The organism is Archangium violaceum, from assembly GCF_016887565.1.
Taxonomy (GTDB): domain Bacteria; phylum Myxococcota; class Myxococcia; order Myxococcales; family Myxococcaceae; genus Archangium; species Archangium violaceum_B.
The window spans coordinates 220491-245890 of sequence record NZ_CP069396.1 but is presented as its reverse complement, the minus strand read 5'-3'; the positions used below and the strand labels follow the sequence as shown (position 1 = coordinate 245890).

Sequence of the window (25400 nt, the reverse complement as noted above, 5' to 3'; positions counted from 1 at the left end):
CAGCTCTGGGGTCCTCCTCTACGATGGGCGCCGTTCACGAGACACGCCCACGAGGGGAGGACCCTGATGAAGATCCTGGAATACGGCACGGGGCTCAGCGCCAATGATGTCGTGAAGGAGACGAAGGGTTCTCCCGCCCAACACAACGCGAACTGGCTCATCGAAACGCTCAAGCAGTTCGATGGCGTGGCCGAGTCCGTGGTGACGAAGAAGAACGTCCCCAGCCGGCAGTTCAAGATCCTCACCGCGTACTTCGAATTCATCGAGCTCTGCCGGAGTGACGACGCCGTCCTGCACCTCTTCCCCAAGCCGGGGAAGCAAGAGGAGAAGAAGCAGGGGAAGGCGTCCACCAGCGCGCCCTCGGCCCCATCGCTCAGGGACCAGGCCTACACGACGGTCCAGCAGATGAAGAGCAAGGAGAAGATCCCTGGCTTGTGGATGATCGATGAGCTGATCAGGGCGAGCGAGAGTGTGAGCTGCGTCTCGGGTTTCTCGAGGGATCTGCTCACCAAGGCGACGACCTACTTCAAGACGCGGCTCTCGACCACCGACCTGGGAACGACCTTCCTGCCGCTCGTAGGGCCGAGTTGGTACGTCTATATCGACCACCGCCTGCTCAAGCCCAAGACACAGCTGGCAAAGGAGACGAAGTACTACGACCCCAACCACATGGACATGCCGGGCAAGCTCAAGCCCGAGAAGAGCCATACGTTCTTGGGGCTGCGGTACCTGGAGATCCTCGCCGGTGCGGGCTCTCCGGATGCGAGTCTTCTGCAACAACTCCTCGCGAGTCCCTGCGACATCATCAACCCGGGGCTCGACTGGCCGACGCGGCTGTGGTTCATGGTGGCGTGTCTGGCCGAGTCCGGCCGCCACGTGGAATGGCATCTGCTGGGGCGCATCGGTATCGAGCTGGTGCGCCAGCGGGTGATTCCGTGGGGCACGCTCGTGAAGGACGAGCTCTGGGCTCCGCAGACCGACGGCGCCGTCGATGCCATGAAGTTCTACAAGAACAAGGGAGAGCCGCGTTACGACGACTGGCGTTACTTCGACCGCTGCGTCGAGCTGCTCATCACCTGGATGATGTCACTTCACCAGACCCAGGCGCCGACCACGGAATTCGACACGTGGCTCCAGGCCAACCTGAGGACGCAGCTGGAGCTGCTGGTGAGCGGCATCAACAAGAACGACTGGAGCAGGGTACCGGACCTGTCGACGTACCGGCCGCGGATCGCCGCGCCGCCGCCGGTGGTGCCCGTGAAGCCCAAGACGCAGCTGGAGGTCTTCCAGGACCGGATCGACCTGGCGAAGAAGCGGCAGGAAGCGGCACCGGTGATTCAGAGCGCCGTGCGCGGTTATCTGGCGCGGCTGCACTTCCGGCGGCAGAAGCAGGCGGCGGCCCAGCAGCAGCCCACCATCCAGGAACCCGTTGCTCAATGAGGGAGCGACAGTGCGCCAGACCCAGGCATTTGCTGGGAATGGCGCCCGCGAGCCGGGAAGCCCGGGCCCGAGGGCCCGGACCTCACCGGAGGGCCGTGCTCAGGGCACCGGCGCCGTGCCGTCGAAGTAGGCGCGCGTCCGGGGCCAGAGGTAATCCGCCACCTGGCGCCCCAGCGTCAGTCCCGCGATGTTGTCCGCCTGGATGTGGTAGCCGCCCATCACGCGCGAGATGCCGGCCATCTCCGCCGTCTCGCTGAAGGTCGGCAGCACCAGGGTCACCTCGCAGTCCTCGGGCGTGTCCTTGGAGGGCTTCCCCTTGCGCTGCTGGATGATGTTGCAGGCGAAGCCCGGCTCCGTGAGGGCTCCCGCGGTGAGATGCTCCACCTTCCCGAAGGAGTCGCTGCCGGTGAACAGCTCCAGCACCCGGCCACAAGCGGCGCTCACCGTGCTGTGCCCCGACACGTAGCCCGGGAAGGGCGGCGTGATGAAGGTGGTGGGCGAGTACGGATGCCACTGCTCGGCGGGAATCTTGTCCACACCCTGGCCCGGTCCCACCCAGCCCAACAGCTCGTCACCCGCGCGGTAGTACCGCACCAGCGTCCACGGGCGGGAGGAGTCGTAGAACCGCTTGGCCTCCCAGGCGGCGATGAAGGCATCCAGCGCCGCGTTGCTCACGCTGAAGAAGAGCTTCACGTCCTGGTCCAGGCCGTACTGGTCGCGGCGGGACACGTCCTGCGCGAACCGCAGCCAGTGGCCGGACTGCGCCGTGGAGCGGGGACCATCGCGCATGAACTCGACGAGGGCCTTCTGCTCCGGGGTGAGGTGGGCGTTGTAGTAGATGACCTCCCACACATCCCGGGCGAGCTGGTACGAGCCCACCTTCGGAGGAGGCGGCGGGCGGAACTGGCTGCTGGACTGGAGCGCGAAGGGCTTCACCTGGTACCAGTGGGGCGTCAGGAAGCCGGGAGTGATCGTGCCGCCCTTCCCATCATCGAACGAGATGGGCTGCCACCGGTCGGGGTCGATGATGCGGTCCGGTGGATTGACGGGCGCGTAGCCGGTGTAGTCGGAGTACGGGACGCCACTGGAGCCGGGCTCGTCACCGAGCTGGTTGGAGCCATCGTGCCGCCGCCAGTCGAGGAGCGCGGCCGCCGCGACGTTGCCCACGCCCTGGGGTGTGGAGACGTCGGTCGAGGTGTCCTCCGGATCGAACCCCATCCGCCGCATCTGGTCCGCGCACCACGCGCGGTCCTCCGGGTAGAGCTCCACCAGGGCGCGGTAGGTGGCGTAGGCGATGGCCTTCTCCTTGTTGGCCACGGTCCGCTCGGCGGGAGGCCGGCGCAGGGTGCCCCCCAGCCGGGTGCCCACCGCCCGCGCGTCGTACGCCGCCCAGGCGTCGAACATGGCGGTCACGGCGATGGCGTGCGCACGGGAGATGACCGTGGGCCGTGCGCCGCGCCGTTCCACCTCCCGGGCCGTGGCTTCGAGCGTGATGTCCAGCCACTGGTACGCGGCGGAAGGAGTGGCCGGGGTGGGAGCCGCATGAGCGGACGCACCCAACAACAGCAGCGGGGTGAGACAGAGGACGAACAGTCGAACTGGGGTCATGCGCGGATGCTACACACCGCCTCCCACGCGGGCATGCCGGGTGGCCTCCATCATCGCGTCCCAGAACATCTTCTCGTAAGCTTGGAAGAAGCGTGCCGCGCGGTGGAGCAACCGGGGCTCCACCCCCTGGTCCAGCCCTTCCTGGATGATGGGGAGCGCGGCGCCTTCGAGTGGAGGCAGCTGGGCGAAGGCATCCAGGAACACGGTCTCCTGCTCCGTGAAACCGTAGCGAGTCCGGAGCGCCTGGCTCATCCGGCCGCAGGTGAGCCCCCATGCCGGGAAGTTGACCAGGATGCCCACCACGAACTCCGCCGCCGACACATTGGCCGCCATCCAGGCCATGTTGGTGGCGTAGGCGAAGCCCTCGGGCGTCACTTCGTACCGCTCCAGATCCTCCTGCGTCATCCCCAGCCTGCGAGCCAGCACCCGCAGACCGTCCAGCGCGGCGAACTCGCCCTGCAGGATGCCGTTGAGAAAGCCACGCGCGGAGGTGTGACCGAAGCGCTGCACCATCATCGCCATCGAGCGGAGGTCACTCGTGGCGACGTGGTACTGGGTCCCGGGAAAGGCTCGCAGCGCCTCCACCGTCACCTCGCCCCGCTCCAGCGCCGCGGGGTAGGGATGGTGGCGGAGCTGCTCGTCCACCTCCCGAAGCGCCTCGCTGATCTCCTTCACCACCTGGGCCGCTTGCTTCATGAAAGGTCCTCGCCGGTTTCCGGGATTGCACCTGACGGTACTCTGCCCCAGCACCGGGAGGTCCTCTCATGACTTCACGCCCTTCTGTCTCGCAGCCATCGGTGGAGCGGAAGGCGGGCGCTCAGATGCGAGGCTGGGGACACTGGTCGCCCGGGCTCGAGCTCGGGGGCTTGTATCCCTGAGCCACCAGCTCCGCCGCACGCCGGGCCACGCGGCCCTCACACGTGCTCGGAAGGTTGAAACCGCAGTGCACGCTGGTCACCATCCGTTTGCGGTAGCGATCCGGCAGCTTCAGGCAGCTGCTGTCCCGGTACGCGTCCGCGGTGTAGATCTCCACGGTGAAGCCACTGAGGAGGTTCTTGTCCGCGTCGAAGTGGCACAGCAGCATGGTGGGCTCCTTGAAGACGAAGACACCGGGGTCGGTCTCGCAAGCGTCACCGAGGCCATCCTGGTCACAGTCCGACTGAGAGGCATTGGCGACCTTGGGGCAGTTGTCCTGCTCCCGGGGGACGCCGTCTCCATCGAGGTCGGAGCCGGGGCAGGCGGTGACGCAGCGCTCGAACTGGCGATCACAGCGGTTGAGGCAGGGATCCGAGCCGCCACAGGGGCGTGAGCAGGCCAGATACTGCGCGTCACAGGTCTTCTCGCACGTGCCCGCCTGGGGCTGCACGGCGACATTGGCGGCCTGGACGGGGGCCATGGCGGTACCCGCGATGAGGAATACACTCCCCAGCAGCGAGCGGGTCCTTCCGATGATGTTCATGGGTTCCTTTCTCCATACGTGTGTGTTCACGCGGTGGTCTGGTTGAAAGGCCCGCGCTGCCTTGCCCTGCTATGAACGACAGAGGAGCAAGGTGCCGGATGTGATGGCGGAGGCCACCGCGGGATGGCCGTGAACCAGTGCTGGTCCGCTTCCCACCTCGATACGGCGAAAAATCCGATCCCCGTGAAAGCGGCGACACGGGCGGTGCGAAGAAGTGCCGCGCCGGGTGGCTCACAGCGCATAGGCTGCGCGCGCCCATGCGCTTCGACGACATTTCCATCGAGTCCACCCGCATCACGTTCTGGGGCCCGCGTACCGCGTTGGAGGTCCGCAGCCCCCTTCCCGGAGTCCTGAGGCTGCGCCACGTCCCGTCGCTCGGCCACTCCGCGCTCGGCCCCCGCGAGCTGGCGCCCAAGCAGTCCTGGGCCGTCGTGGAGCAGGGGCAGCGGCCCCTCTCCCTGCGCCGCGAGATGGACGGCCAGGTCGCCGTGGTGGCGACGGAGGAGCTGTCCCTGGAGGTGGGGCTCGCCCAGGGCAACTGGCTGCTGCGGGACGCTTCCGGCCGGGAGCTCGCCCGGTGCGAGGGCTTCTCCGGCGAGGCCATGCCGGACTACCCCGTGACGCGCTTCCGCTCGCGCATCTCCCTGCACGCGCCCCCCGACGAGGCCTGGCTGGGCTTCGGTGAGAAGGTGGGCGCGCTGGACAAGCGCGGCATGCACTTCGTCTTCTGGAACACGGACGTGGTGCCGCACCACCCGGACACGGACCCCCTCTACCAGTCCATCCCCTTCAGCCTCGGCCTGCGCGACGGGGTCGCCTGGGGCTTCTTCCTCGACGAGTCCTGGCGGCTGGAGGCGGACGTGGCGGCCGAGGACCCCACGGCCGTGCGCTGGGAGTCCACCGGACCCGAGCTGGACGCCTACCTCTTCGCCGGCCCCCTGCCCGCGGACGTGGTGCGGCGCTACACCGCCCTCACCGGCCGGCAGCCCCTGCCGCCGCTGTGGAGCCTGGGCGCGCAGCAGTCGCGCTGGGGCTACGAGAACGCGAACGAGATCCGCTCCGTCATCCAAGGCTACCGCGCCCACAAGCTGCCCCTGGACTGCGTGTACCTCGATATCGACTACATGGAGGGCTACAAGGTCTGGACGTGGGACCGGGCGCGCTATCCGGATCCGGCGGGGCTGGCGAAGGAGGCGGCCGCGCAGGGCGTGCGGCTGGTCACCATCATCGACCCCGGGGTGAAGGCCGAGCCGGGCTACCGCGTCTATGACGAGGCGCTCGCGGGCGACCATCTGGTGCGCAACGACCGCGGCAGCGTCCTGGTGGGCGAGGTGTGGCCGAAGCCAGCCGTGTTCCCGGACTTCACGCGCGAGGCGGCGCGCGCCTGGTGGGGCGGGCTGCACAAGGGCTTCGTGGAGGCGGGCATCGCGGGCTTCTGGAACGACATGAACGAGCCGGCCTGCTTCCGGCTCGTCAACGGCGATGAGACCTTCTCCATCATCTCGGCGGCCGCCCGGGACAAGGGCAAGGTGGAAGGGCCCACGCTGCCGCACGACGCGCGGCACGGCGACAAGCGCCACCTGGAGGTGCACAACGTCTACGCGATAGGCATGGCCCAGGCGGCGTACGAGGGCCTGCGCAAGCTGGCACCGGAGCGGCGGCCCTTCCTGCTGACGCGCGCGGGCTCGGCCGGCATCCAGCGCTACACCGCGGTGTGGACGGGGGACAACTCCAGCTACTGGTCGCACATGGAGCTGTCCATCGCCATGCTGCTGGGCCTGGGCCTGTCCGGCGTGTCCTTCACCGGCTCGGACGTGGCCGGCTTCATGGGCAACACGACGGGGGAGATGCTCGTGCGCTGGCAGCAGCTGGGCACCTTCTACCCGCTGCTGCGCAACCACTCCGCCAAGGGCACGCGCTTCCAGGAGCCCTGGCGCTTCGGCGAGCCCTACCTGTCCATCGCCCGCGAGTGGCTCGAGCGGCGCTACCAGCTGCTGCCCACGCTCTACTCGCTCATGCACGAGTCCTCCCAGGAGGGCCTGCCCGCGCTGCGCCCGCTCGTCATGTACGCGCCGGGGGACACGGAGGCGCTGCGCATGGACGACGCGTTCCTCTTCGGAAGGGACCTGCTCGTGGCCCCCGTGGTGCGCCAGGGCCGCACGCGGCGGCACATGTACCTGCCCGAGGGCAGGTGGCTGCCCTTCTCCAACCTCGGACTGTCGGGAGAGCCCCTCGAGGGCCGCCAGCACGTCCTCGCCGAGGCGCCGCTGGGCACGGTGCCCATGTGGCTGCGGGCCGGAGGCGCGCTGGCCCTCACCGAGCCCGCGCAGCACACCACGACGGCCAACTGGGCGCACCTCACCTGGCACATCCACGCGGCCGAGCACGTGGAGGCCCGCCTCTACGAGGACGAGGGAGACGGCTACGGCGCGTCGCGGCTGACGCGGCTGGCCGGTGGGTGGAAGGGAGACCGCTTCGTGCTGGAGCGGAGCACGGAGGGCACGCTGCCCCTGGCGCGCGAGACGGAGACGCTGTGCGTCTACGCCCTGACGCCGCCGCGCGAGGTGCACGGCGCGCGGGAGCACCGCTTCGTGGACGGCCTGCTGCTGCTGGAGGTGGAGGCGGGGTGGAGCCGCGTCGAGGTCCGGCTCTAGACACACCCGAAAGGCTGTAACCCGCTGCCGGGCGGGAAGGAGTGCCCGGCAGCGGCGTGCTACGGAGAGGGACGGACTACCACTTCCCCGCCTTGTTCATGCGGCCGAGCTTCTGCGACAGGTCCTTGAGCTTGGCCTCGGGCTTGCCGGAGCCGGACAGCACCGAGTGCACGGCGTTGCGGAAGTCGGCGCTCACGCGGCTGTACTTGGAGCCCGTCACCTTCGCCGGACGCGCCACCGCGTTGGTGAAGGTGTCCAGCAGGGTGCCGAAGAACGGGTTGGCCTCGAGGATCTCCTTGTCCTTGTAGAGGCTCACGATGGTGGGGTTGAAGGAGCCCTGGATGGCGCGACGCTTCTGCTCCTCGGCGCTCGTCAGGTACTTCACCAGGTCGGCCGCGAGGGCCGGGTGCTTGGAGTACTTGGACACCGCGAGCTGCCAGCCGCCCAGCGTGCCGGTGGACTTGCCCTCCGCGCCGCCCTTGGGCAGGGCGATGACGGCCACCTTGCCCTTGATGGGGCTGTCCGGCGCGTTGGCCAGGGCCCATGCGTACGGCCAGTTGCGCATGAACACCGCGTTGCCGGACTGGAAGACGCCGCGAGCGCCCTCCTCCTCGTAGTTGAGCACGCCGCGCGGCGAGATGGTGTCGATCCACGAGGCCGCCGTCTTCAGCGCCTCCACCGCCTTGGGGTTGTCGATGGTGACCTTGCCGCTCTCGTCGACGATGGTCCCGCCGCCGAAGGAGTCGATCCACTCCAGCGCGTTGCAGGTCAGGGTCTCGGCCGCCTTGGCCTCGAAGACGAAGCCGACAATCTTGGTGTTGCCGGCCTTGCGCTCGGCGTCCTGCACCGTCTTGGCCACCGTGGCCAGTTCCTGCCAGGTGGTGGGCGGCTTCTGGCCGTGCTTCTCCAGAAGGTCCTTGCGGTAGTAGAGCACGCCCGCGTCGGTGAACCAGGGCATGGCCACGAGCTTTCCTTCCACCGTGTTGTTCTGAACGATGGCCGGGAAGTGCTGCTGCACCACGTCATTGGGAATGTATGGCTTCAAATCGATGAGGTGGGCACCGAGGATGCCGGGCCACACGATGTCGATGCGAAGGACATCGAGGTCGGTCGCCCCCGCGGTCAGCTGCTGCTGGAACACCGTGAGCTGCTCACTGGCGTCCGTGGAGCCGCTGATGAGCTTCACCTCGTTGCCGGTCTTCTTGGCCCAGGCCTCCGCACCCGACTTGCACAGCTCGAACTCCTTGCCGACGGTGCCACACGCGATGGCGATCGTCTCCGCGGCGGCCACGGTGGGGATGACCAGGGTGGTGGCGACACTCATCGCCAGCATCATTCGACGCATTCGGAATTGCCTCCTGTGGGGGGTAAAGAACGACGCGCGGAAGCATCCCTCATTCTCCCGGCCCGGAAAGAAAAAAGGCCGCCCCCGTGAAGGGGCGGCCTCGGAGGGATGAACCGAAGGGTTCAGCCTACCAGTTGTTGCCACCGCCATTCACGATGGTGAAGCCACCGTTGCTCTGGTTGACGGCCTTGCCGCTGGGGGCGTTGTTCACCGTCACGTTGGTGAAGGTGCCGCTGCCCTTGGCGGTGGACAGGACCTGGAGGCCGTAGGTCGTGGGGTTGGAGATGGTGACGTTCTCGAAGGCGACGTTGGTGAAGACGCCCCCGTTGTTGCTCTGGATGCTGATGCCCTGGTAGGTCGGGTCGATGATGTCGACGTTCCGGATGGTGATGCCGTTGGTCGGGTTCATGTCGGCGCGCAGCCAGATGGAGCCGAACTGCTGCCCGCCCCAGTAGGTGCCGCCGGTGCGCACCAGGGTCAGCCCGTCGATCGTCGCCGACTCCATCGGGAAGGGCTGGAACTCGGAGCTGACGGTCAGACCGGGATAGGTGAGCGTGTCATAGGCGATGCTGTTCTCGATGCGGTTTCCGCGTCCGCCGTAGATGGCGAAGGCCGCGGCGCGCCAGGTGATCTGCACCGTGCAGTTGCGGATGACGTTGTTGATGTTCGGCTGGGGGTACAGGTCGGTGGCGGACCAGATGGCGAACGCGTCGTCGCCCGTGTTGCGGGCGTGGGAGTTCTCGATGACGCTGTCCTTGGTGCCGTTGCAGAGGTTGATGCCGTCCGCGCCGGTGTTGCGGATGCGCACGTTGCTGATGCGCAGGTTGGTGGACTCGGAATTACCACCGACCCAGTAGCCGCAGTGGACGTGTTCGATCCACATGTTCTCGATGACGGTGTTCTTGAAGGCCGAGTTCACCCAGGCCTTGCCACCCTGGGTGCGCAGACCGTCGGTGTTGCCGAAGATGGCGAAGTCGCGGAACTGCGCGCCGTCGCCGGTGATGATGAAGCCCGTCTGACCCCAGCCCGCGTCCTCCGCCAGGCTGGCGTTGTAGAGCCTGGTGTACCAGAGGCCCGCGCCCTGGATGGGGATGCCCTTGACCTGGTACTTGTTGGTCTGGTCGAAGACGCCCGGCGGGAAGTAGACGCCCTTGTACTGCCCGGCCATGGCCGCCATGATCGCCTGGTTGATGGCGTTGTCGTCGGAGACGCCGTCGTTGGGCACCGCGGGCGTCCAGCTGTGACCCGGCTCCGTGATGTCGATGTAGCCAGCGGGCTTGGCGATGGGGGCCCCCACCAGCTCCAGGTCGATGAAGTCGATGGCGTAGTACGCGGCGGTGTCGCCCGAGTCCTTCTGCAGACGGACGGTGGCGCCAGCGGGGATGGTGGTGCTCAGCAGCTTGCTGGACTCGTCGTAGATGCGGCGAGGGGCGCCGGCCGAGGGGCTGTTGGACTGGAAGTCATCGCCACCGTAGACCCACGCCTCCTTGGAGGAGAGGGTGAGGGTGGTGAGCTTGCTACCGTTGACGTAGAGGCTCAGCGTCGCGGTGATGCCGCCGCCGCCGGGGGCGTCGGGGATGCTGTTGCGCACGACGATGGCGTTGGCGGCCGCGGTGGTGGTCCACTGCACGTACTGGCCGGTCGCGTTGAGCACGACGGCCTTGCGGCCGGAGGCCTCGCCCGGGATGGTGCCGAGCGCGCGGCTGGGACCCTGGACCTGACCGTTGGTCGTCCCGTTCTCGGCCTCGTACTCGATCCACGGCACGTTGGCGCCGCGGCCGACGTAGAAGCTGGTGGCGGAGGTGTTGTTGCTCTCCACGGCCTCGGAGATGGCGTTGGCGGGGTCGACGGTGGCGAGCAGGGTGTGGTTGCCATTGGTGGCGGTCCAGGTGCCGCTCAGGTTGACGACGGCGGTGGCGCCCGCGGCGAGGGCCGTGGAGGAGACGCCGGTGAGGGTCGTCGTTCCATCGATGACCAGCCGGACGGTGGCGGCGCTACCCGCCGCGTTGAGGCCCTGGTTGGCGATGGTCACCAGGAAGCTGACGGCGGCGCCAGCGGCGGGGGTGTTCGGCGTCCAGGAGATGCCGCGGACGACCAGATCCGGCCCGGGCAGCTGCGTCACCGTGAGGCTCTTGCTGAAGCTGTTGTTGCCGTCGTTGAACTCGGCGATGGCGTTGTCCGGATCCGCGATGGCGGTGATGGAGTACGTGCCATTGGCGGTGGACCAGGTGGCATTGGCCGACAGGGTCGCGCTCGCGCCGGCGGCGATGGACGTGGTGGTGGGGAGCGTCGAGGCGGCGATCTCCTGGTTGTTGATGCGGAAGGAGACCTTGTGGACGCCGGCGGGGCTGGCGGCGGTGCCATTGTTCTTCACCACGGCCTTCAGGGTGATGGCCTCGCCCTCCTGGGGAGGATTGTGCGCCGCGGTCCACTGGATGTCGGTGACGATCAGGTCGGCCTTCTTCACGGCCGAGGGAGCGACGGTGATGAAGTCCAGGTTGATGTTCGCGCCGTCACCGGAGTCGTACTGGTAGGCCACCTGGTTGGAGCCCGCGTTCAGATAGAAGGTCTCGGCCTTGTTGGCCCAGGTGTCCCAGTTGCCCGTCGTGGGCAGGGCGCTCTGCACGATGCGCGAGCCATTCACGTAGACGGAGATGTTGGAGTCGGCGAAGCCGTTGCCGTAGCGCAGGCTCACGTCGTACCAGCCGGCGCTGGCGACGGAGACGTTGAAGCGGGTGCTGGCGCCCTGGGCCCAGTAGCCCTCCACGAAGCCCGTGCCGCTGTAGTTGGCATGGTTGGTGGTCACCGCGGCACCACCGCTCAGGGTGGCGGACTCCGCCTCGTACTTGCTGCCGCCGGTGCTCGGCGCGTAGGTGGCGGTGACGGTCGCCGCCGCCGAGCCCATGGTGTACGTGGTCGAGGCCGCGTAGATGTTGCCGAAGCTCGAGGCGACGCCACCCGACCAGGAGCTGAAGACCTGACCGGAGGGAGGGGCGTTGGCCGTGATGCTCACGACCGTGCCGGCCGCGTACGAGCCACTGCCCGTGCCGTTGTTGACGGTCAGGGCATAGGTCTGCGTTCCGCCGGACGGCGCGCCGAAGATCTGGAACTCGGCGACCTGCCCGCCCGGGGCGCCACTGTTCGACGCGAACTGAAGACGGACCTCGCTCGCGGTGGCCGTCAGGGGAATCGTCACCTGATTGCCGCTTGCGGGGTCGAAGGTGTAGGTCTGCGCGGCCACGAGCGTGGAGAAGGTGCTCGTGCTCGCGTTGTGACCCAGCACCGCGATGTTCTGCGTGCGCGTGCCCCAGACGCTGTCCGGGTTGAGCTGCACCACGACCGAGGTGATGTCGTGATTGCCGCCCAGGTTCACCGTCAGGGTATTGGGATAGGCATTGGCCGTCCCTTCCCAGTAGGTGGTCCGGCTGCCGTCGTTCGCGTTCGCCGGGACGTACGTCTGGGTATAGCCCGAGGTCGAGATGGCCTTGCCGAGCGCCACGTTCGTCGCCAGGCCGAGAGCCACGGCGCCCGTGTCCGACGGAGCCGACGGCTGGGCCCCGCAGGCGGTGAGCACCATCTGCAGGAGCAGCAGCACGAAGCCGCCAGCCCGGGTCCAATCTGTCATGGTTCTACCTCTCATTATTCCCTCTTTCTGAGAAAGCGATGGACGCACGCATCCAAGTCCCGAAGAGGCGGGGAATATGATTTTCGGGTCAATTGAAAAACATAAAAACCAAGTTTCCCGGCATTTTCCGGAAATGACGCGGCTCGTCGTGAGAAGTGCTGGGTTTTGATGGCCCTCGCGTCTCTCCTACCCTGTCAGCGCACGCCCGCTCCCGAGTGTGCACTTCCATTGAAAGAGTGCGTCATGACGCTCAAGTGGTCGTCCGTGTTGCTGACGGGATTGTTTTCCATGGCCGTGGGGTGTCAGCCCGAGACCCAAGCGCCCACCCTGGAGAGCCGGGCCGGAGCGCTGGCGGGCGAAGTCGGGACATGGACTCCCACGTCCGCCAAGACCTATCCCAGCACGAGCGCCATTCTGCTTCGCGGCACGGGCGAGGTGTTGGATCCCTACTTCGGTTTCGTGCATCGCTATGACCCGTACACCAACACGTGGCGGGCCATGAACCCCATGTGCTCCCCGGGTTATTGTTCCAACGCCGTGTTGACGGAACTTCCCTCGGGCAAGGTCCTGGCGGGAGTCATGTTCGCCGGCCGGATGGGAGGCACCCCGGGCATGATGCTCTACGATCCGGGCACCGACTCCTGGTCCCATGCGAACGCGTCCTACTCCCGTGGAAGCGTGACGTTGCTCGACTCGGGCAAGGTCCTCCTCGCGGGAGGCTATACCTACCTGGGCGGCAACCTGGTCCCCCTGGCGACCGCACGGGAGTACGACCCCGACTCGGACACGTGGACCCCGCTGCCAGGGTCCATGACCACACCGCGATACGGACACAGCGCGACGCTGCTCTACTCGGGAAAGGTCCTGGTGACGGGAGGCGCCTCATCGGAGGCTCCGGCCGAGCTCTTCGATCCCTCCACGGGAACCTGGACGGCCACGAGCCCCATGCCCCACCCCGGCGGGGAGCATCGCGCCCTCCGGCTCTACTCGGGCAACGTGATGGTCCTGGTCACCACCATGGGCGCCTCCGAGACGCCGGTGGACATGTATGACCCCTACAACGGGCGCTGGTTCTCGGGCCCGGCCCTTCCCTTCACCCAGCCCACCTCCGCGACACTGCTCTACTCGGGGGAGGTGCTGGTGGTGAACAACGCCGGGCAGGCGGCGCTCTACTCTCCGACCCAGAACGCGTGGCTGCCCGCCGCGTCCGCGACCGCCTCCACCTCGCGCGGCGCCGCCGTGCTGCTCCACACCGGGGAGGTGCTGTTGCTCAATGGCAGCACTCCGGTGGCGGAACGTTTCAGTCGCTGAGCCCTTGTCTGCTGTTCATCCAAGCCGCCGTCCCGTGACGGGCTGGAGCCCGGTGCAGCGGGCTCCAGCGCCAACGACGTACTCCCTCACTCCAGCACCGTCAGCACGGGGGGAGGGCACAGGGCGATCTTCACGGAGCCGACGGTTCCGCAGGTGATCACATTCAGGCTGCGGCATCGGATGGGCGAGGAGAAGCCCGGACCTCCGCCGCCCACGGCCTGGTCCAGTTGCGACTCCTCGAGCTCCCCCATCGACTGGCCCGCCGGGCTCTCCGGCAACTCCGCGCGCTCCTCGGCCGACAGTCTCGCCCGGTACTCCGGGTCCTTCCACGCTCGGATGATCTGCTCTCGACGACTCATGGCGTCCTCCTTGTCATGCCCTTGCTCGGGCATCTGGTTGGAGTCGCCATCCCTACCTGTGACTCGTGGGCGCACTCGGCCGCGCCCCCTCCGTGCACGCATCCCTCCCGGCGCGCCATCACGTCCACCTCGGGCGCCCTCTGTCTTCACGGCCTGGGACTCCAAGGCCCCGGCATCTACCCCGTGTGGAGGACCCATGGCGACCCCGTCAGACCGCGAGCGCGCGGCGATCACCCGGCTCGAGAACCTGTTCCTCGGCCTCCAGGCGAGCCGCTATGTCGGCCTGGATCGCCGCGTCCAGCGCCCGGTCTTCCTCAAGCCCCAGGGTCATGCCCGCGGCGTGTTCACCATCCGGCCGGACCTTCCCGCGGAGCTGCGCGTCGGAGTCTTCGCCCTGGAGGAGAGCTCCGCCTGGGTCCGCTTCTCCTCCGACACCTCGCCCCAGATCCCCGATGCCGCGAACGCCACCCTCGGACTGGCCATCAAGCTGCTCGACGTGCCGGGTCCCAAGCTCCTCGGGGGTGAGGAGCAGGCCCTGACGCACGACTTCGTGCTGCAGAACCACGATGTCTTCTTCGTCGATGACGCCGAGACCTTCGCCGACTTCACCGAGGTCTCCCTGGCGAGCGCGGAGGCCTTCGAGGCCTTCCTCGCGAGCCACCCCGACACGGCCCGCATCCTCCAGGAGATGGCGAAGGAAGAGGACAGCGCCCTGCTCGCCCGCTACTCGAGCACGGTGCCCTACGCGTTCGGCGACCGCTTCGTCAAATACGCCCTCCGGCCCCGCGCGGACAGCTGCGACCCGCCGCCCGTCCCGAAGGAGAAGCGCGGCCCGAACCACCTGCGGCGAGACCTGCGCCGGCGGCTGCTCGAGCGAGGGGCCCGCTTCGACTTCTTCCTCCAGTTCCAGAAGGACCCGGAGTCCATGCCCCTCGAGAAGGCCACCGTGCGCTGGAGCGAGGAGCTCTCACCGCTCATCCAGGTCGCCACCCTCGAGCTGCCGGCGGGACAGGACATCGACACCCCTGGCCAGCCCGAGGCGATCGACAACCTCTCCTATTCGCCCTGGCACGCGCTCCCGGAGCACGCACCCGTGGGGAGCATCAACCGCGCTCGCAGGGCCGTCTACAAGGCCTCGGCCGACTACCGCCGCCGCCGCAACCACGTCCCCATCGGCGAGCCCTCCGAGGCCGTCTGACCCGGACCGCTCGGCCGGACGGTCCCCCACCCGCCCATCGAGCCCGATCCCATCCTTGTCCTTTCCGCGCACCGCCGCTGAGGGTATGCACCGGTGGCATGAAGGACGCCGAGACCACCCAGACGCCACCGCCCGCCGAGCAGCCGACCCCCTTGTCACTGGACGAGGTGCGCCGATGCACGCACATCCTCCAGAGGATGAGCGAGGAACGTGTCCTGCTGACGAATCTCCCCGAGGCGGAGAGGATCGCCCTGCTGGCCGCCGCGGGCCACCTGGTGCATCCGGATCGCGACACGAAGGCCCGGCTGGCGAAGGCGCTGAGGCGCGAGCGCAAGCAGACGAAGCGCGAGCACGACCGGGGCCTGCGCGCGACGACCGAGATTCGCACGCTGCGCCGGACCGCCGTGTTCACGGTGCCGCTGCTTCCGCCCCCGCCGCCCACGGAGGAGCCGGAGCGGCTCCTGGAGGTGGCGCGCAGGTGCTACGTCTGCAAGGCGGAGTTCCGGAAGCTGCACTTCTTCTACGACTCCATGTGCGGCACGTGCGCGGACTTCAACTACGCGAAGCGGACCCAGCGGGCCCCGCTGTCCGGGAAGGTCGCGCTCATCACCGGCGCGCGCGTGAAGATCGGCTATCAGGCGTCACTGATGTTGCTGCGCTCGGGGGCGCGAGTGATTGCCACCACGCGGTTTCCCCAGGACGCGGCGCATCGCTACGCGCGAGAGCCCGACTTCGCGGAGTGGTCGCACCGGCTGCACATCCATGGCCTGGACCTGAGGCACGCGCCCAGCGTCGAGCTCTTCGCGCGGCACGTGGAGCAGACGCACCACCGGCTGGACATCCTCATCAACAACGCGGCGCAGACCGTGCGCCGTCCGCCCGGCTTCTACGCGCACCTGCTGGAGGGCGAGCTGCGTCCCCTCGACGAGCTCCCCGAGGAGACGCGCCCGCTGCTCGCCGGACACCAGGCGTGCGTCGCGGCGGTGCGGCCCGCCCTCGGTGAAGGCGGCGCTGGGGCCTCGGCGCTCGAGACCACGTGGCGCAGCAGCGATCCGGCGCTCGGCATCCACTCGTCCGCCGCGCTGTCGCTGCTCCCGTATGCCATGGAGCAGGAGGGCGACACGCGCGCCCTCTTCCCCGAGGGACGGCTGGACGCGGATCTCCAGCAGGTGGATCTGCGGCAGATGAACTCCTGGCGGATGAAGCTGGCGGACGTGACGACGGCGGAGATGCTCGAGGTGCACCTGGTGAACGCGGTGGCGCCCTTCATCCTCTGCGGGAAGCTGAAGCCGCTGATGACGCGCGACCGCTCCTCACCCGGCCACATCGTGAACGTGTCGGCCATGGAGGGCAGCTTCTCGCGCGGGACGAAGACGGACAGACATCCGCACACCAACATGGCGAAGGCCGCGCTGAACATGATGACGCTGACCTCGGCGCCCGACTACGCGAAGGACAGCATCTTCATGAACGCGGTGGACACCGGCTGGGTCACCGACGAGGACCCGGCGATGCTCGCCGAGCGCAAGCAGCAGGAGCTCGACTTCCAGCCGCCCCTGGACATCGTCGACGGCGCCGCGCGCGTGGTGGATCCGGTCATCTCCTCGGTGAACACCGGACAGTACGTGTGGGGCAACTTCTTCAAGGACTATCGCCACACCCAGTGGTGACGGCTGTCCCGTCACCCAGTCGGCGAGGCGCCTCGCGACTCCAACCACTTCAGGAGAGCGTCCAGGACGGGGCACAGGGAGCGCCCCCAGTCCGTCAGGGCGTATTCCACCTTGGGTGGCACCTGGGGATGAACGGTGCGCCGCACGATTCCATCGCGCTCCAGTTCTCGGAGCTGCTGGCTCAGCATCTTCTGCGAGATGGCCGGAATGGCTCGCTCCAGCTCCGAGAACCGCAGCACGGGCCGGGCGAAGAGGTGGAAGAGGATCATCATCTTCCAGCGCCCCTCCAGCATGCTCAGCGCCTCCTCGGTGCCCTTGACCGCACGAGCAACACAGTCGGCGAGCTCGGCGTCCGACACCACCTCGACGCCCTTACCTTCTGGTGAGTCCCCCACTTTTTCGTGCGTTCTTGTCATGCCGAAATCCTAACCGATACCTTGCGCGCATCGCACCCAGCCCGCGCAACGCGGGCGCAATCAGAGGAGCACTCAATGCGCTACAGGATTTTTGGCCAGAGGACGGGCCTCAAGGTCTCGGAGCTGGCTCTCGGCACTGGAATGTTTGGCACTGCCTTTGGCTATGGCGCCGCGCCGGACGAAGTCCGCAACATCCTGCGAGGCTATGCCGAGGCGGGCGGCAACTTCATCGACACCGCCGACAACTATCAGCTCGGCGAATCCGAGACACTGATTGGCGCGTTCATCGCGCCCCATCGCGATGACTTCATCATCGCCTCGAAATACAGTCGCGGCGCCACGAGGGCACCGTCGCTGGCGGCGCTCGGCAACAACCGCAAGGCGATGGTGCAGTCGGTCGAGGCCAGCTTGAAGCGACTCAAGACGGACCGCATCGACCTCTATTTCGTCCACATGGACGACGGCGTGACGCCGGCCGAGGAGATAGCACGCGGCCTCGATGATCTCGTGCGCGCCGGCAAGATTGTCTATGGGGGCTTGTCCAACTTCCCGGCGTGGCGGGTCGCCACCGCTGCCAATACGGCCGACCTGCGGGGCTGGGCACCGATCGCCGCCGTGCAGCTCGAATACAGCCTCATCCAGCGCACGGCCGAGCGCGAGCTGCTGCCGATGGCGAATGGCCTCGGCCTGGGCATCATGGGGTGGTCACCGATGGGCGGAGGGCTGCTCACCGGCAAGTACCGCAAGGGCGAGAAGGGCCGCGCGACCGACTTGAAGGGAAGCGTTCTCCATGACGACCCCGTGCGCAATGCCCCCGTGCTCGACGCGCTCACCGCCATCGCCGGGGAGCTCGACTCCAATCCGGGCCGGGTCGCCATCGCCTGGGTGAAGGCGAAGGGCGTCCTTCCGGTCATCGGACCGCGCACCCGCGCCCAACTCGACGACAACCTCGCCGCCGCCACGCTCCAGCTGAGCGACGAGCAGCTCCGCCGCCTGGACGAAATCACCGCGGTCCCGCTCGGCTACCCGCATGAGCTGCTCGCCGCCGCCGAGCAGCGCGCGATCATGACCGGCCACCGGTGGGAGCAGATCGACTTCCCCGAGGGCACGGTCGCCTGAGCCAGGTGGGGCAGGTCCAGGCAGGGAGGAGGTCCCCGGGCGCGCTCGGGAGCAACTGGTCCGACAGTCGGACCAGTTCGCACGATGCGCAACCGGAAGGTCCTCCGCGAACCACGGTGTCCGTGGAGCCACCACGCTACGCGTTGCTTCGCCTCACCGAGAGTGAGGCCTGGCGCTGATGGAGACGCTTCCTCGACTGAGCTGTGACGCAGCCCACAGCCCTGGTGTGACGTGGCGCACCGCGCCCGAGCCCTCTCCTCCGCGATTGTTCGACTCGCCCGGGCAACGAAACCGGCCCGTGGCGCACGAACACCGAGAGCATCGCGATGAGCAAGCCGCAAGCACAGGCGTTGGAACCCCATGTGTTGGTCCTCGATACGCAACAGAGCTACAAGCGCCTGGAGGAGGATGCCCTCATCCGGTCCGTCCGGGAGGCTTGCCGGTACTTCGCCGTCCACCACCTCCCCTACAGGCTCTCCCCCGTCATCCTCGGCGTTCCCGGGCTGCTGCTCCATCTGTTCCTGCTCGTCGCCGTCCATACCTTCGAGCGCGCCCGGTGGATGTATGCGCTCTGGGTCGTTTGCCGCGTGCTCCACTTCTGTCTGGATACCATGGACGGCACACTCGCCCGGCGCAACGGAACACAGTCCACCGCGCGCCACTTCTGGGACCACTGGGTCGACGTCGTGAACTCCGCGATGGCGGTGCTCATCATCGCCCAGCTCGGTCCCCGCCAGGGTGTCCTCCTCCTGCCCTACATCCTGCTCACCGCCATCGGGCAGCTCTTCTTCTACCTCGGGCTGTGCCGCTACTTCGCCACGGGCATCATGCGCGAGCCCTACGGCAACCACCTCTGGAACTATGTCTTCTGTCTGTTCCTGGGGCTGTCCGTCTGCGTCCACGGCGTGGCGGTTCTCGACACGCCCGGCTTCCAGCTCACCTACTCCCTGCTGAGCCTCCTGGCCTTCGGCGTCGGCCTCTGGTCCCTGTTGCGAGACCTCGTGCTCATGTACCGCTCGCCGCTCTCCTCCCTCCGCTTCTACGTGCGCATCCTCACCGCGCCAACGCTCATCCTCGGCCTGTACGTGGCCTGGCTCCAGCATTGGAGCGATGTCTTCTCCGCCCGGGCCCTGGTCGCCATCGCCATGAGCAGCCTCACGGTGAGCGTCCATGCGCGCCAGCTCGTCAACAAGCCGCCCCTCTGGCTGACGCCCGAGTGCGCGCTGTTCCTCCTGGTGCTTCCCCTGTCGCTGTTGCCCTCGTCGCTCCAGCCCGCGCTCCACCACGGCCTGCTCCTGGTCATGGGGGTGACGATGGTCCTCAGCATGTCCCGCGACCTCCGGGAGATGATCTCCCGCTACCCGACCATCGGCTTTCCGCTGCTCTGGTTGCCTTCGACTCACAAGCCCGTGCTCCAGCACGTGAGCAACAAGCGCGCGGCATGAGGAGCCCCGGGGCCGCGGCGGGGCCGGGCCGCCGCGCCCCATGCGAGTCCGAAACCAGACGATTCACCCGTGGTGGGGAGGGGCCTGGCCTCGATCGGCCGGCGTGATTTCGACGCACCTCGTCACGAGTCCACCTTGTTGCAAGCGCTTTCATCTCCTTCTAGGTTGACCCTCCCGCGTTGATCCGCCGCCGACAGCAGGGGCCTCCATTCCCTCGCGTCAGCGGCGTCGGCGCGCCCGACACACTGGAGATGTCAATGGAATGGTCGTTCTCTCTGCGGAAGAGTGTCTCGCTCGCCGCTGTCCTGATGTTGACGCTCGCGGCCTGTAAGGACCCCGAGCCCACCCCGGGGCCCGACGACGCGGGGACCAACAATCCCACCGACGCGGGCACGGACGCGGGTACCCAGCCCACCGACGACTGGACGCCCGTCCAGAGCGCCATCCCCAAGGATCCCGCGATCGAGGCCAAGGTCGACACCCTGCTGGCCGGCATGTCGCTCGAGGAGAAGGTCGGGCAGATCACCCAGGTGGAGATCGGCCACGTCACCCCCGACGAGGTGAAGCAGTACCACCTCGGCTCGGTGCTCAACGGCGGTGGCTCGTGGCCCAACGCCAAGAAGAGCTCCACCGTGGAGGAGTGGTACACGCTGGCCGACCAGCTGTGGGAGGCCTCGATGGACCCGAGCAACCCCCACCGCATCCCCATCATCTGGGGCGTGGATGCCGTTCACGGCCACAACAACGTGAAGGGCGCCACCCTGTTCCCGCACAACATCGGCCTGGGCGCCGCGAATGATCCCGAGCTGATGAAGCGCATCGGCGAGGTGACGGCGCGCGAAGTGGCCCAGACGGGTCTGGACTGGGCCTTCGGGCCGACGCTCGCCGTCGTGCGCGACGACCGCTGGGGCCGCACCTACGAGGGCTACTCCGAGGACCCCGCCATCGTCGAGGCCTACGCCGGGAAGATCATCGAGGGACTCCAGGGCCAGCTCGGCAAGGACGCGAAGGCGAACCAGAAGGTGATCGCCTCGGCCAAGCACTTCCTGGGCGACGGTGGCACCAAGGAGGGCAAGGATCAGGGCATCACCCGCGTCACCGAGAAGGAGCTGCGCACCATCCATGGCCGCGGCTACTTCCCCGCGCTCGCGGCCGGGGCCCAGACGGTCATGGCCTCGTTCAACAGCTGGCAGGACGCGGACCAGCCCGAAACCGCCAAGGCCTACAAGATGCACGGCAGCAAGTACCTGCTGACGGACGTGCTGAAGACCAAGATGGGCTTCGACGGCTTCGTCATCTCCGACTGGAACGGCATCGGGCAGATCACCAAGAACAACAGCGACTCGCCCAGGGACTGCACCAACAGCGATTGCCCGCAGGCCATCATCGCCGGCGTCGACATGGTGATGGTGCCCTACCGCGACGACTGGAAGGCCTTCATCACCAACACCCTCGCGTCGGTGCGCAGCGGAGAGATTCCCCAGGCGCGCCTGGATGACGCCGTCCGCCGCATCCTGCGCGTGAAGTACCGCGCCGGCCTCTTCGAGAGGCCCAAGCCCTCGGCGCGCAACGCCTCGCATGAAATCGGCACCGCCGAGAACCGGGCCGTGGCCCGCGAGGCCGTCCGCAAGTCGCTGGTGCTCCTCAAGAACAACGGTGGCACCCTGCCGCTCTCGCGCGCGGCCAAGGTGCTCGTGGCGGGCAAGAGCGCCAACAACCTGTCCAACCAGTCCGGTGGCTGGTCCCTCACCTGGCAGGGCACGGACAACACCAACGCCGATTTCGGCGGCGGCACCACCCTCTGGCAGGCCATCCAGAAGATCGCCCCCAACGCCACGCTCGACACCAGCGCGGATGGGGCCATGGCCAATGACACCTACGACGCCGCCGTGGTCGTCATCGGCGAGACGCCCTACGCCGAGGGCCAGGGTGACATCGCCAGGACCAAGACCCTGGAGCTCGCCCGGCTGCGCTCCGAGGACTACACGCTCCTGCAGAGCCTCAAGGCCAAGGGCGTGAAGAAGATCGTCACCGTGCTCTACTCCGGCCGTCCGCTCTTCACCAACAAGGAGCTCAACGTGTCGGATGCCTTCGTCGCCGCGTGGCTGCCCGGCACCGAGGGTGATGGCATGGCGGACGTGCTGTTCCGCAAGGACGACGGCTCCATCAACTTCGACTTCCACGGCAAGCTCTCCTACTCGTGGCCCAAGGCCCCCTGCCAGGTCTCGCTCAACAAGGGCGATGCCGGCTATGACCCGCTCTTCGCCTATGGCTACGGGCTGACCTACGCCCAGCCCCAGGCGCTGAGCGCCCTGGAGGAGACGACCCAGACCCACGGCTGTGGCATGACGCCGGGCGGTGGTGGCACCACCGACGTGCCCCTGGCCATCTTCGAGCGCGGCAACCAGGACGACTGGGTGATGCGCATCGGCGCGCCGTCCAACTGGGGCGGCATCGACGTGCTGCAGAACACCAGCAGCACCACGAGCCTCGCCCCCAATGAGCTCAGCGTCACCCCGGTCGACGACCAGGGCGGCCTCCAGTGGGCCGCCGTCAACGTCAAGTTCAACGGCACCGGTCAGGTCTATACCCAGAACAAGAATGGCGGCGTGGGCCGTGACCTCCAGGCCTACCTGAACTCCAACGGCGCGCTCGTCTTCTCGGTGAAGGTGAACGTGGCGCCGGCCGCCTCGGTGAACCTCTCCATGCACTGCGTCTACCCGTGCCTCGGGGAGATCAGGCTCACCGACACCCTCACGAACCTCGCGGGCAAGGGCTGGAACGAGCTCGCGGTTCCGCTCTCGTGCTTCGAGCAGACGGGTCTGGACTTCACCAACGTCAACTCGCCCTTCCTGCTCTACACCACGGGCACGCTGGACCTGACGCTCGCCAACATCCGCTGGGAGCCGAACAAGGCGGGCAACGTGAGCTGCACCGGCGGCGAGCCGCCCCCGGCCCCCATCGCCATCACCGACGACAAGGACGCCTTCGTCAACGGCATCTCCGACACCTCGCTCTTCGCCACGCCCAACGGGTGGACCAGTGGCACGACGGGCACCGTGACGGTGAACTCCGCGTTCGACATCGGCGGCGGTGAGAAGGTCATCGACGTGGACATGAAGGGCCTCAAGGAGGGCGGCGGCAACGGAGGCTTCGCCTTCGGTCTCAAGGAGCCGAACCTGTTCGACGTCTCCGCCATCGCCGAGACGGGCGGCGTGCAGTTCGAGGTGCGGATCCTCGACTACGGCACCACCACCCAGGACTTCTGGGTGAAGAGCATCTGCAACCGCAAGCCGGACAGCTGCGCGACGGGCGACCTGAAGACGCTCGTCGGGCACCCGGAGGTCGGAACCTGGACGACGGTGAAGATGCCCTTCTCCGACCCGTCCTACCCGGCCACCTGGGACAAGACCAAGGTCAGCTCCGTCATGGAGATGCTGCCCGCCTGGGGTGACCAGGGTGGCAACATCCACTTCCAGCTGCGCAACATCCGCATCAAGAAGCAGCTCAACTAGTCGAGCCTGAGAAACACGAGGGCCCTTGTCGCGAAGAACATCCGCGGACGAGGGCCCTCGTGGGCTTCAAGGCCGGGGCTCGCCCTTCCCTGGCACACGCACCCGGACCGGAGCTCCACCGGAGGCCCACCGCACGCGCAGGCCGCCCTCCTCCGAGATGGCCGACAGGTCGCAGGGCACGTCCGTGGACAGCTCCTCCTCGCCGTACCGGATGCGCACGGGCGCTCCCCGTCCCGGTCGCTCATCCCGGCCCTGGACGAAGCAGCCGACGATTCCGCCCCGCCGCACCTTCACCACGGCACAGCCCTGGTCCGCCAGCTCCAGCTCGAGCGGCACACCCAGCAACGTGCGCTTCACCGTCCCGCCCGCGCCACGGCCCAGCGCGAAGAGGAAGGCCTCTTCCTCGCCCCCGTACTCCGTGACGAAGGCCCTCGGCCGCGCGGGCGTCCCACCCAGCCCCAGCACCTCCAGCACCCGGCAGATGACGCCGGGGCCCACGCGCACGTCCAGGTAGAGCGCGTAACCCTCGCCCCGCCGCACCCGGTAGCCGTGCACTCCGGCCGGGGAGGCCATGAACGGCTCGGCGCCCTCGGGCAATCCCAACGGGCGGCACGCCACCTCTCCCGGAAGTCCCTTCACGCTCTGGACCGACTCCCGGCCCTGGAAGTGGTGGCCGAGCACGCGCTCCTGGAAGATCTCACAGATGCGCAGCCGCTCGTCGAAGAGCGGGCTCTCTCCACACACCACCAGCAACCCGCCCTTCTCCACGTAGTCGGCCAGCTTCTCCTGCAGGGCCTCGGACATGTAGAAGCTGCCGTCCAGGATGATGCGGGGGCAGGAGGCCAGCTCCTCCGCGGAGGCCTGCTCCAGGTCCACCAGGCGGAAGTCCACGCCCTTGGCGAGGCAGTCGTCCGCGAAGTGTGCCAGTGACTCCCTGGCCGGCCGCGGCAGGCGCAGTCCCTTGTAGCGCTGGGCGGACGCCGACTCCCACGCCGCCACGTAGTCGTAGGACGTGTAGATGCCCCACGCCAGCTCGGCGCGGTGGGCACGGCCCGGCAGCGACTGGCCCTCGTGGCGCAGGAAGTCCGTGAGCAGCGAGAGCGCCTCGGAGGTGGGGCCCCGCGCTCCGGTGGGAACGCCGATGCCCGTGGCCCCGGAAGCGAGCGCGAGCAGGGCGGAGTAGGCCTCGGCGCTGGGAGCCGCTTCCAGGTCGGGCCCCCTCTGGCGGCGGGCGGCCAGCACGGTACCGAGGAAGGCGCCGTCGTCCTCCCGGACATTGCCCGTCCCGCGGGTGAAGCCGTATTGCAGGCCGCGCAGGCGCTCGGGCCTTACGCGTCCGAGCCAGTCATCGAGCCGGGCCCGCTCGGGAGGCGGGAGGCTGACGAACCTCGGGCACGAGCCCGGCAGGCCCGTGGCCCACTCCTGGAGCACCTCCCCCAGGTAGTGCCCGCACCACTCGCCCCAGTCGAGGCAGGCGCCCAGGGTGGCCATGCCCTCCCAGCCCTTCACGGGTGGCACCTCCCCGAAGGACTTCCAGGTGGTGCCATGCGCTTCGTTCAACATGTCGATGACGCGGTACTTGCGGGCCAGGAAGCGCCGGTAGCCTCGCAGCGCCGGCTCGGAGTAGTCGAAGGCACCGAGCGCCAGGGCGGCGTCTCCGTAGAGTCCCTCGTGGCCCAGCTGCACGCCCAGCAGCGGCCCTCGCGGGTGGAGCCGGTCCGCGAGCACCTCGTTCGTCAGGGCCCGCAGCCACTCCTTCGTCTCCGCGAGGAAGGTGGGCGCCAGCGGAGACGGAAGCGCCAGCCCCTGGAAGAGCAGCGGCGTGCCGTCGGCGGAGAGCACCGCGGGCGATGCTCCCCCATGGGCGGGACCGACGTGGTCCGGCATTCCGCCCAGCCGCTCCTCCGCGTGGACGAACGGCCCCGTCCTGGCGAGTCCCAGCAGCCCGGCCCGGCCGAGCTGCTCGATGAAGCCCAGGACATTCCGGTTGTCCTCGGAGCCGCCCGAGAAGACGAAGCGCCGGCTCCCCTCCCCCTCCACCACGTGGTGGCGCCAGGGGATGGAGAACGTCACCACCTGGATGCCGGCGTCACGCAGCTCCGCCAGCTTCGCCGCCCAGTGCTCGGGCCGGTCCCTGTAGTAGGGATAGTCCCCGGAGATCATCAGGCGCGTGTCGCCATCGACCACCAGGACACCGTCCTCGAACCGCGCGCTTCGTCCCTGCATGGCTGTACTC

The 25400-nt window shown here is 68.0% G+C and carries 16 protein-coding genes; 8 read left to right on the top strand and 8 right to left on the bottom strand.

Annotated features, from left to right (window positions below; genetic code table 11):
* Nucleotides 1-66 precede the first annotated feature (66 nt).
* A complete protein-coding gene (locus JRI60_RS01100; RefSeq protein WP_204223942.1) occupies nucleotides 67-1440 on the top strand; it encodes an IQ calmodulin-binding motif-containing protein in 1374 nt (457 codons plus the stop codon).
* 99 nt (nucleotides 1441-1539) lie between these two features.
* Here JRI60_RS01100 and JRI60_RS01095 read toward each other — a convergent pair whose 3' ends face one another.
* The 3 genes from JRI60_RS01095 to JRI60_RS01085 all read right to left on the bottom strand — a co-directional run bounded on the left by JRI60_RS01095 (nucleotide 1540) and on the right by JRI60_RS01085 (nucleotide 4507).
* Nucleotides 1540-3048, bottom strand: a complete 1509-nt coding sequence (locus tag JRI60_RS01095; protein ID WP_204223941.1) for a vanadium-dependent haloperoxidase — start codon at nucleotides 3046-3048, stop codon at nucleotides 1540-1542.
* Between the two features lie 9 nt (nucleotides 3049-3057).
* Nucleotides 3058-3744 carry a hypothetical protein gene (locus JRI60_RS01090; protein WP_204223940.1) on the bottom strand — a complete coding sequence of 229 codons (687 nt, stop codon included), beginning with the start codon at nucleotides 3742-3744 and terminating at the stop codon, nucleotides 3058-3060.
* A 121-nt stretch (nucleotides 3745-3865) separates the two neighbouring features.
* Nucleotides 3866-4507: a thrombospondin type 3 repeat-containing protein gene (locus tag JRI60_RS01085; protein WP_204223939.1), complete on the bottom strand. Its 642-nt coding sequence runs from the start codon at nucleotides 4505-4507 to the stop codon at nucleotides 3866-3868.
* A gap of 257 nt (nucleotides 4508-4764) precedes the next feature.
* Here JRI60_RS01085 and JRI60_RS01080 point away from each other — a divergent pair, with 257 nt between their 5' ends.
* Nucleotides 4765-7161: a TIM-barrel domain-containing protein gene (locus JRI60_RS01080; RefSeq protein WP_204223938.1), complete on the top strand. Its 2397-nt coding sequence runs from the start codon at nucleotides 4765-4767 to the stop codon at nucleotides 7159-7161.
* A 76-nt stretch (nucleotides 7162-7237) separates the two neighbouring features.
* Here the strand turns inward: JRI60_RS01080 and JRI60_RS01075 are convergent, their stop codons facing one another.
* Both JRI60_RS01075 and JRI60_RS01070 read right to left on the bottom strand, forming a co-directional pair.
* The gene (locus JRI60_RS01075) at nucleotides 7238-8506 is read right to left on the bottom strand and encodes an ABC transporter substrate-binding protein (protein ID WP_204223937.1); all 1269 of its coding nucleotides are present in this window, start codon (nucleotides 8504-8506) and stop codon (nucleotides 7238-7240) included.
* A 127-nt stretch (nucleotides 8507-8633) separates the two neighbouring features.
* Nucleotides 8634-12131, bottom strand: a complete 3498-nt coding sequence (locus JRI60_RS01070; protein ID WP_239470274.1) for a CARDB domain-containing protein — start codon at nucleotides 12129-12131, stop codon at nucleotides 8634-8636.
* A gap of 243 nt (nucleotides 12132-12374) precedes the next feature.
* On the opposite strand from JRI60_RS01070, the gene JRI60_RS01065 reads away from it, so the two are divergent.
* Entirely contained in the window at nucleotides 12375-13442 is a 1068-nt protein-coding gene (locus JRI60_RS01065; protein ID WP_239470273.1) for a Kelch repeat-containing protein, read from the top strand.
* An 86-nt stretch (nucleotides 13443-13528) separates the two neighbouring features.
* On the opposite strand, the gene JRI60_RS01060 is transcribed toward JRI60_RS01065, so the two are convergent.
* Nucleotides 13529-13801, bottom strand: coding sequence for a mersacidin/lichenicidin family type 2 lantibiotic (locus JRI60_RS01060; RefSeq protein ID WP_204223935.1), 273 nt, complete (start codon nucleotides 13799-13801; stop codon nucleotides 13529-13531).
* 196 nt (nucleotides 13802-13997) lie between these two features.
* Between JRI60_RS01060 and JRI60_RS01055 the strand changes: the two genes are divergently transcribed.
* Both JRI60_RS01055 and JRI60_RS01050 read left to right on the top strand, forming a co-directional pair.
* A complete protein-coding gene (locus JRI60_RS01055) occupies nucleotides 13998-14999 on the top strand; it encodes a hypothetical protein (protein ID WP_204223934.1) in 1002 nt (333 codons plus the stop codon).
* Nucleotides 15000-15097: 98 nt separating this feature from the next.
* Complete coding sequence (locus tag JRI60_RS01050; protein WP_204223933.1) at nucleotides 15098-16669, top strand: SDR family NAD(P)-dependent oxidoreductase; 1572 nt, start codon at nucleotides 15098-15100, stop codon at nucleotides 16667-16669.
* An 11-nt stretch (nucleotides 16670-16680) separates the two neighbouring features.
* Here the strand turns inward: JRI60_RS01050 and JRI60_RS01045 are convergent, their stop codons facing one another.
* Nucleotides 16681-17085 (bottom strand): winged helix-turn-helix transcriptional regulator, encoded by a 405-nt coding sequence (locus JRI60_RS01045; protein WP_275439093.1) that lies wholly within the window; start codon nucleotides 17083-17085, stop codon nucleotides 16681-16683.
* A 75-nt stretch (nucleotides 17086-17160) separates the two neighbouring features.
* On the opposite strand from JRI60_RS01045, the gene JRI60_RS01040 reads away from it, so the two are divergent.
* The 3 genes from JRI60_RS01040 to JRI60_RS01020 all read left to right on the top strand — a co-directional run bounded on the left by JRI60_RS01040 (nucleotide 17161) and on the right by JRI60_RS01020 (nucleotide 23164).
* Nucleotides 17161-18204 (top strand): aldo/keto reductase, encoded by a 1044-nt coding sequence (locus JRI60_RS01040; protein ID WP_204223932.1) that lies wholly within the window; start codon nucleotides 17161-17163, stop codon nucleotides 18202-18204.
* Nucleotides 18205-18530: 326 nt separating this feature from the next.
* Nucleotides 18531-19649 (top strand): CDP-alcohol phosphatidyltransferase family protein, encoded by a 1119-nt coding sequence (locus JRI60_RS52865; protein ID WP_239470272.1) that lies wholly within the window; start codon nucleotides 18531-18533, stop codon nucleotides 19647-19649.
* Nucleotides 19650-19906: 257 nt separating this feature from the next.
* Nucleotides 19907-23164, top strand: coding sequence for a glycoside hydrolase family 3 protein (locus tag JRI60_RS01020; RefSeq protein WP_204223930.1), 3258 nt, complete (start codon nucleotides 19907-19909; stop codon nucleotides 23162-23164).
* A 66-nt stretch (nucleotides 23165-23230) separates the two neighbouring features.
* Here JRI60_RS01020 and JRI60_RS01015 read toward each other — a convergent pair whose 3' ends face one another.
* Nucleotides 23231-25390, bottom strand: coding sequence for a beta-galactosidase (locus JRI60_RS01015; protein WP_204223929.1), 2160 nt, complete (start codon nucleotides 25388-25390; stop codon nucleotides 23231-23233).
* Between the last annotated feature and the right edge of the window lie 10 nt (nucleotides 25391-25400).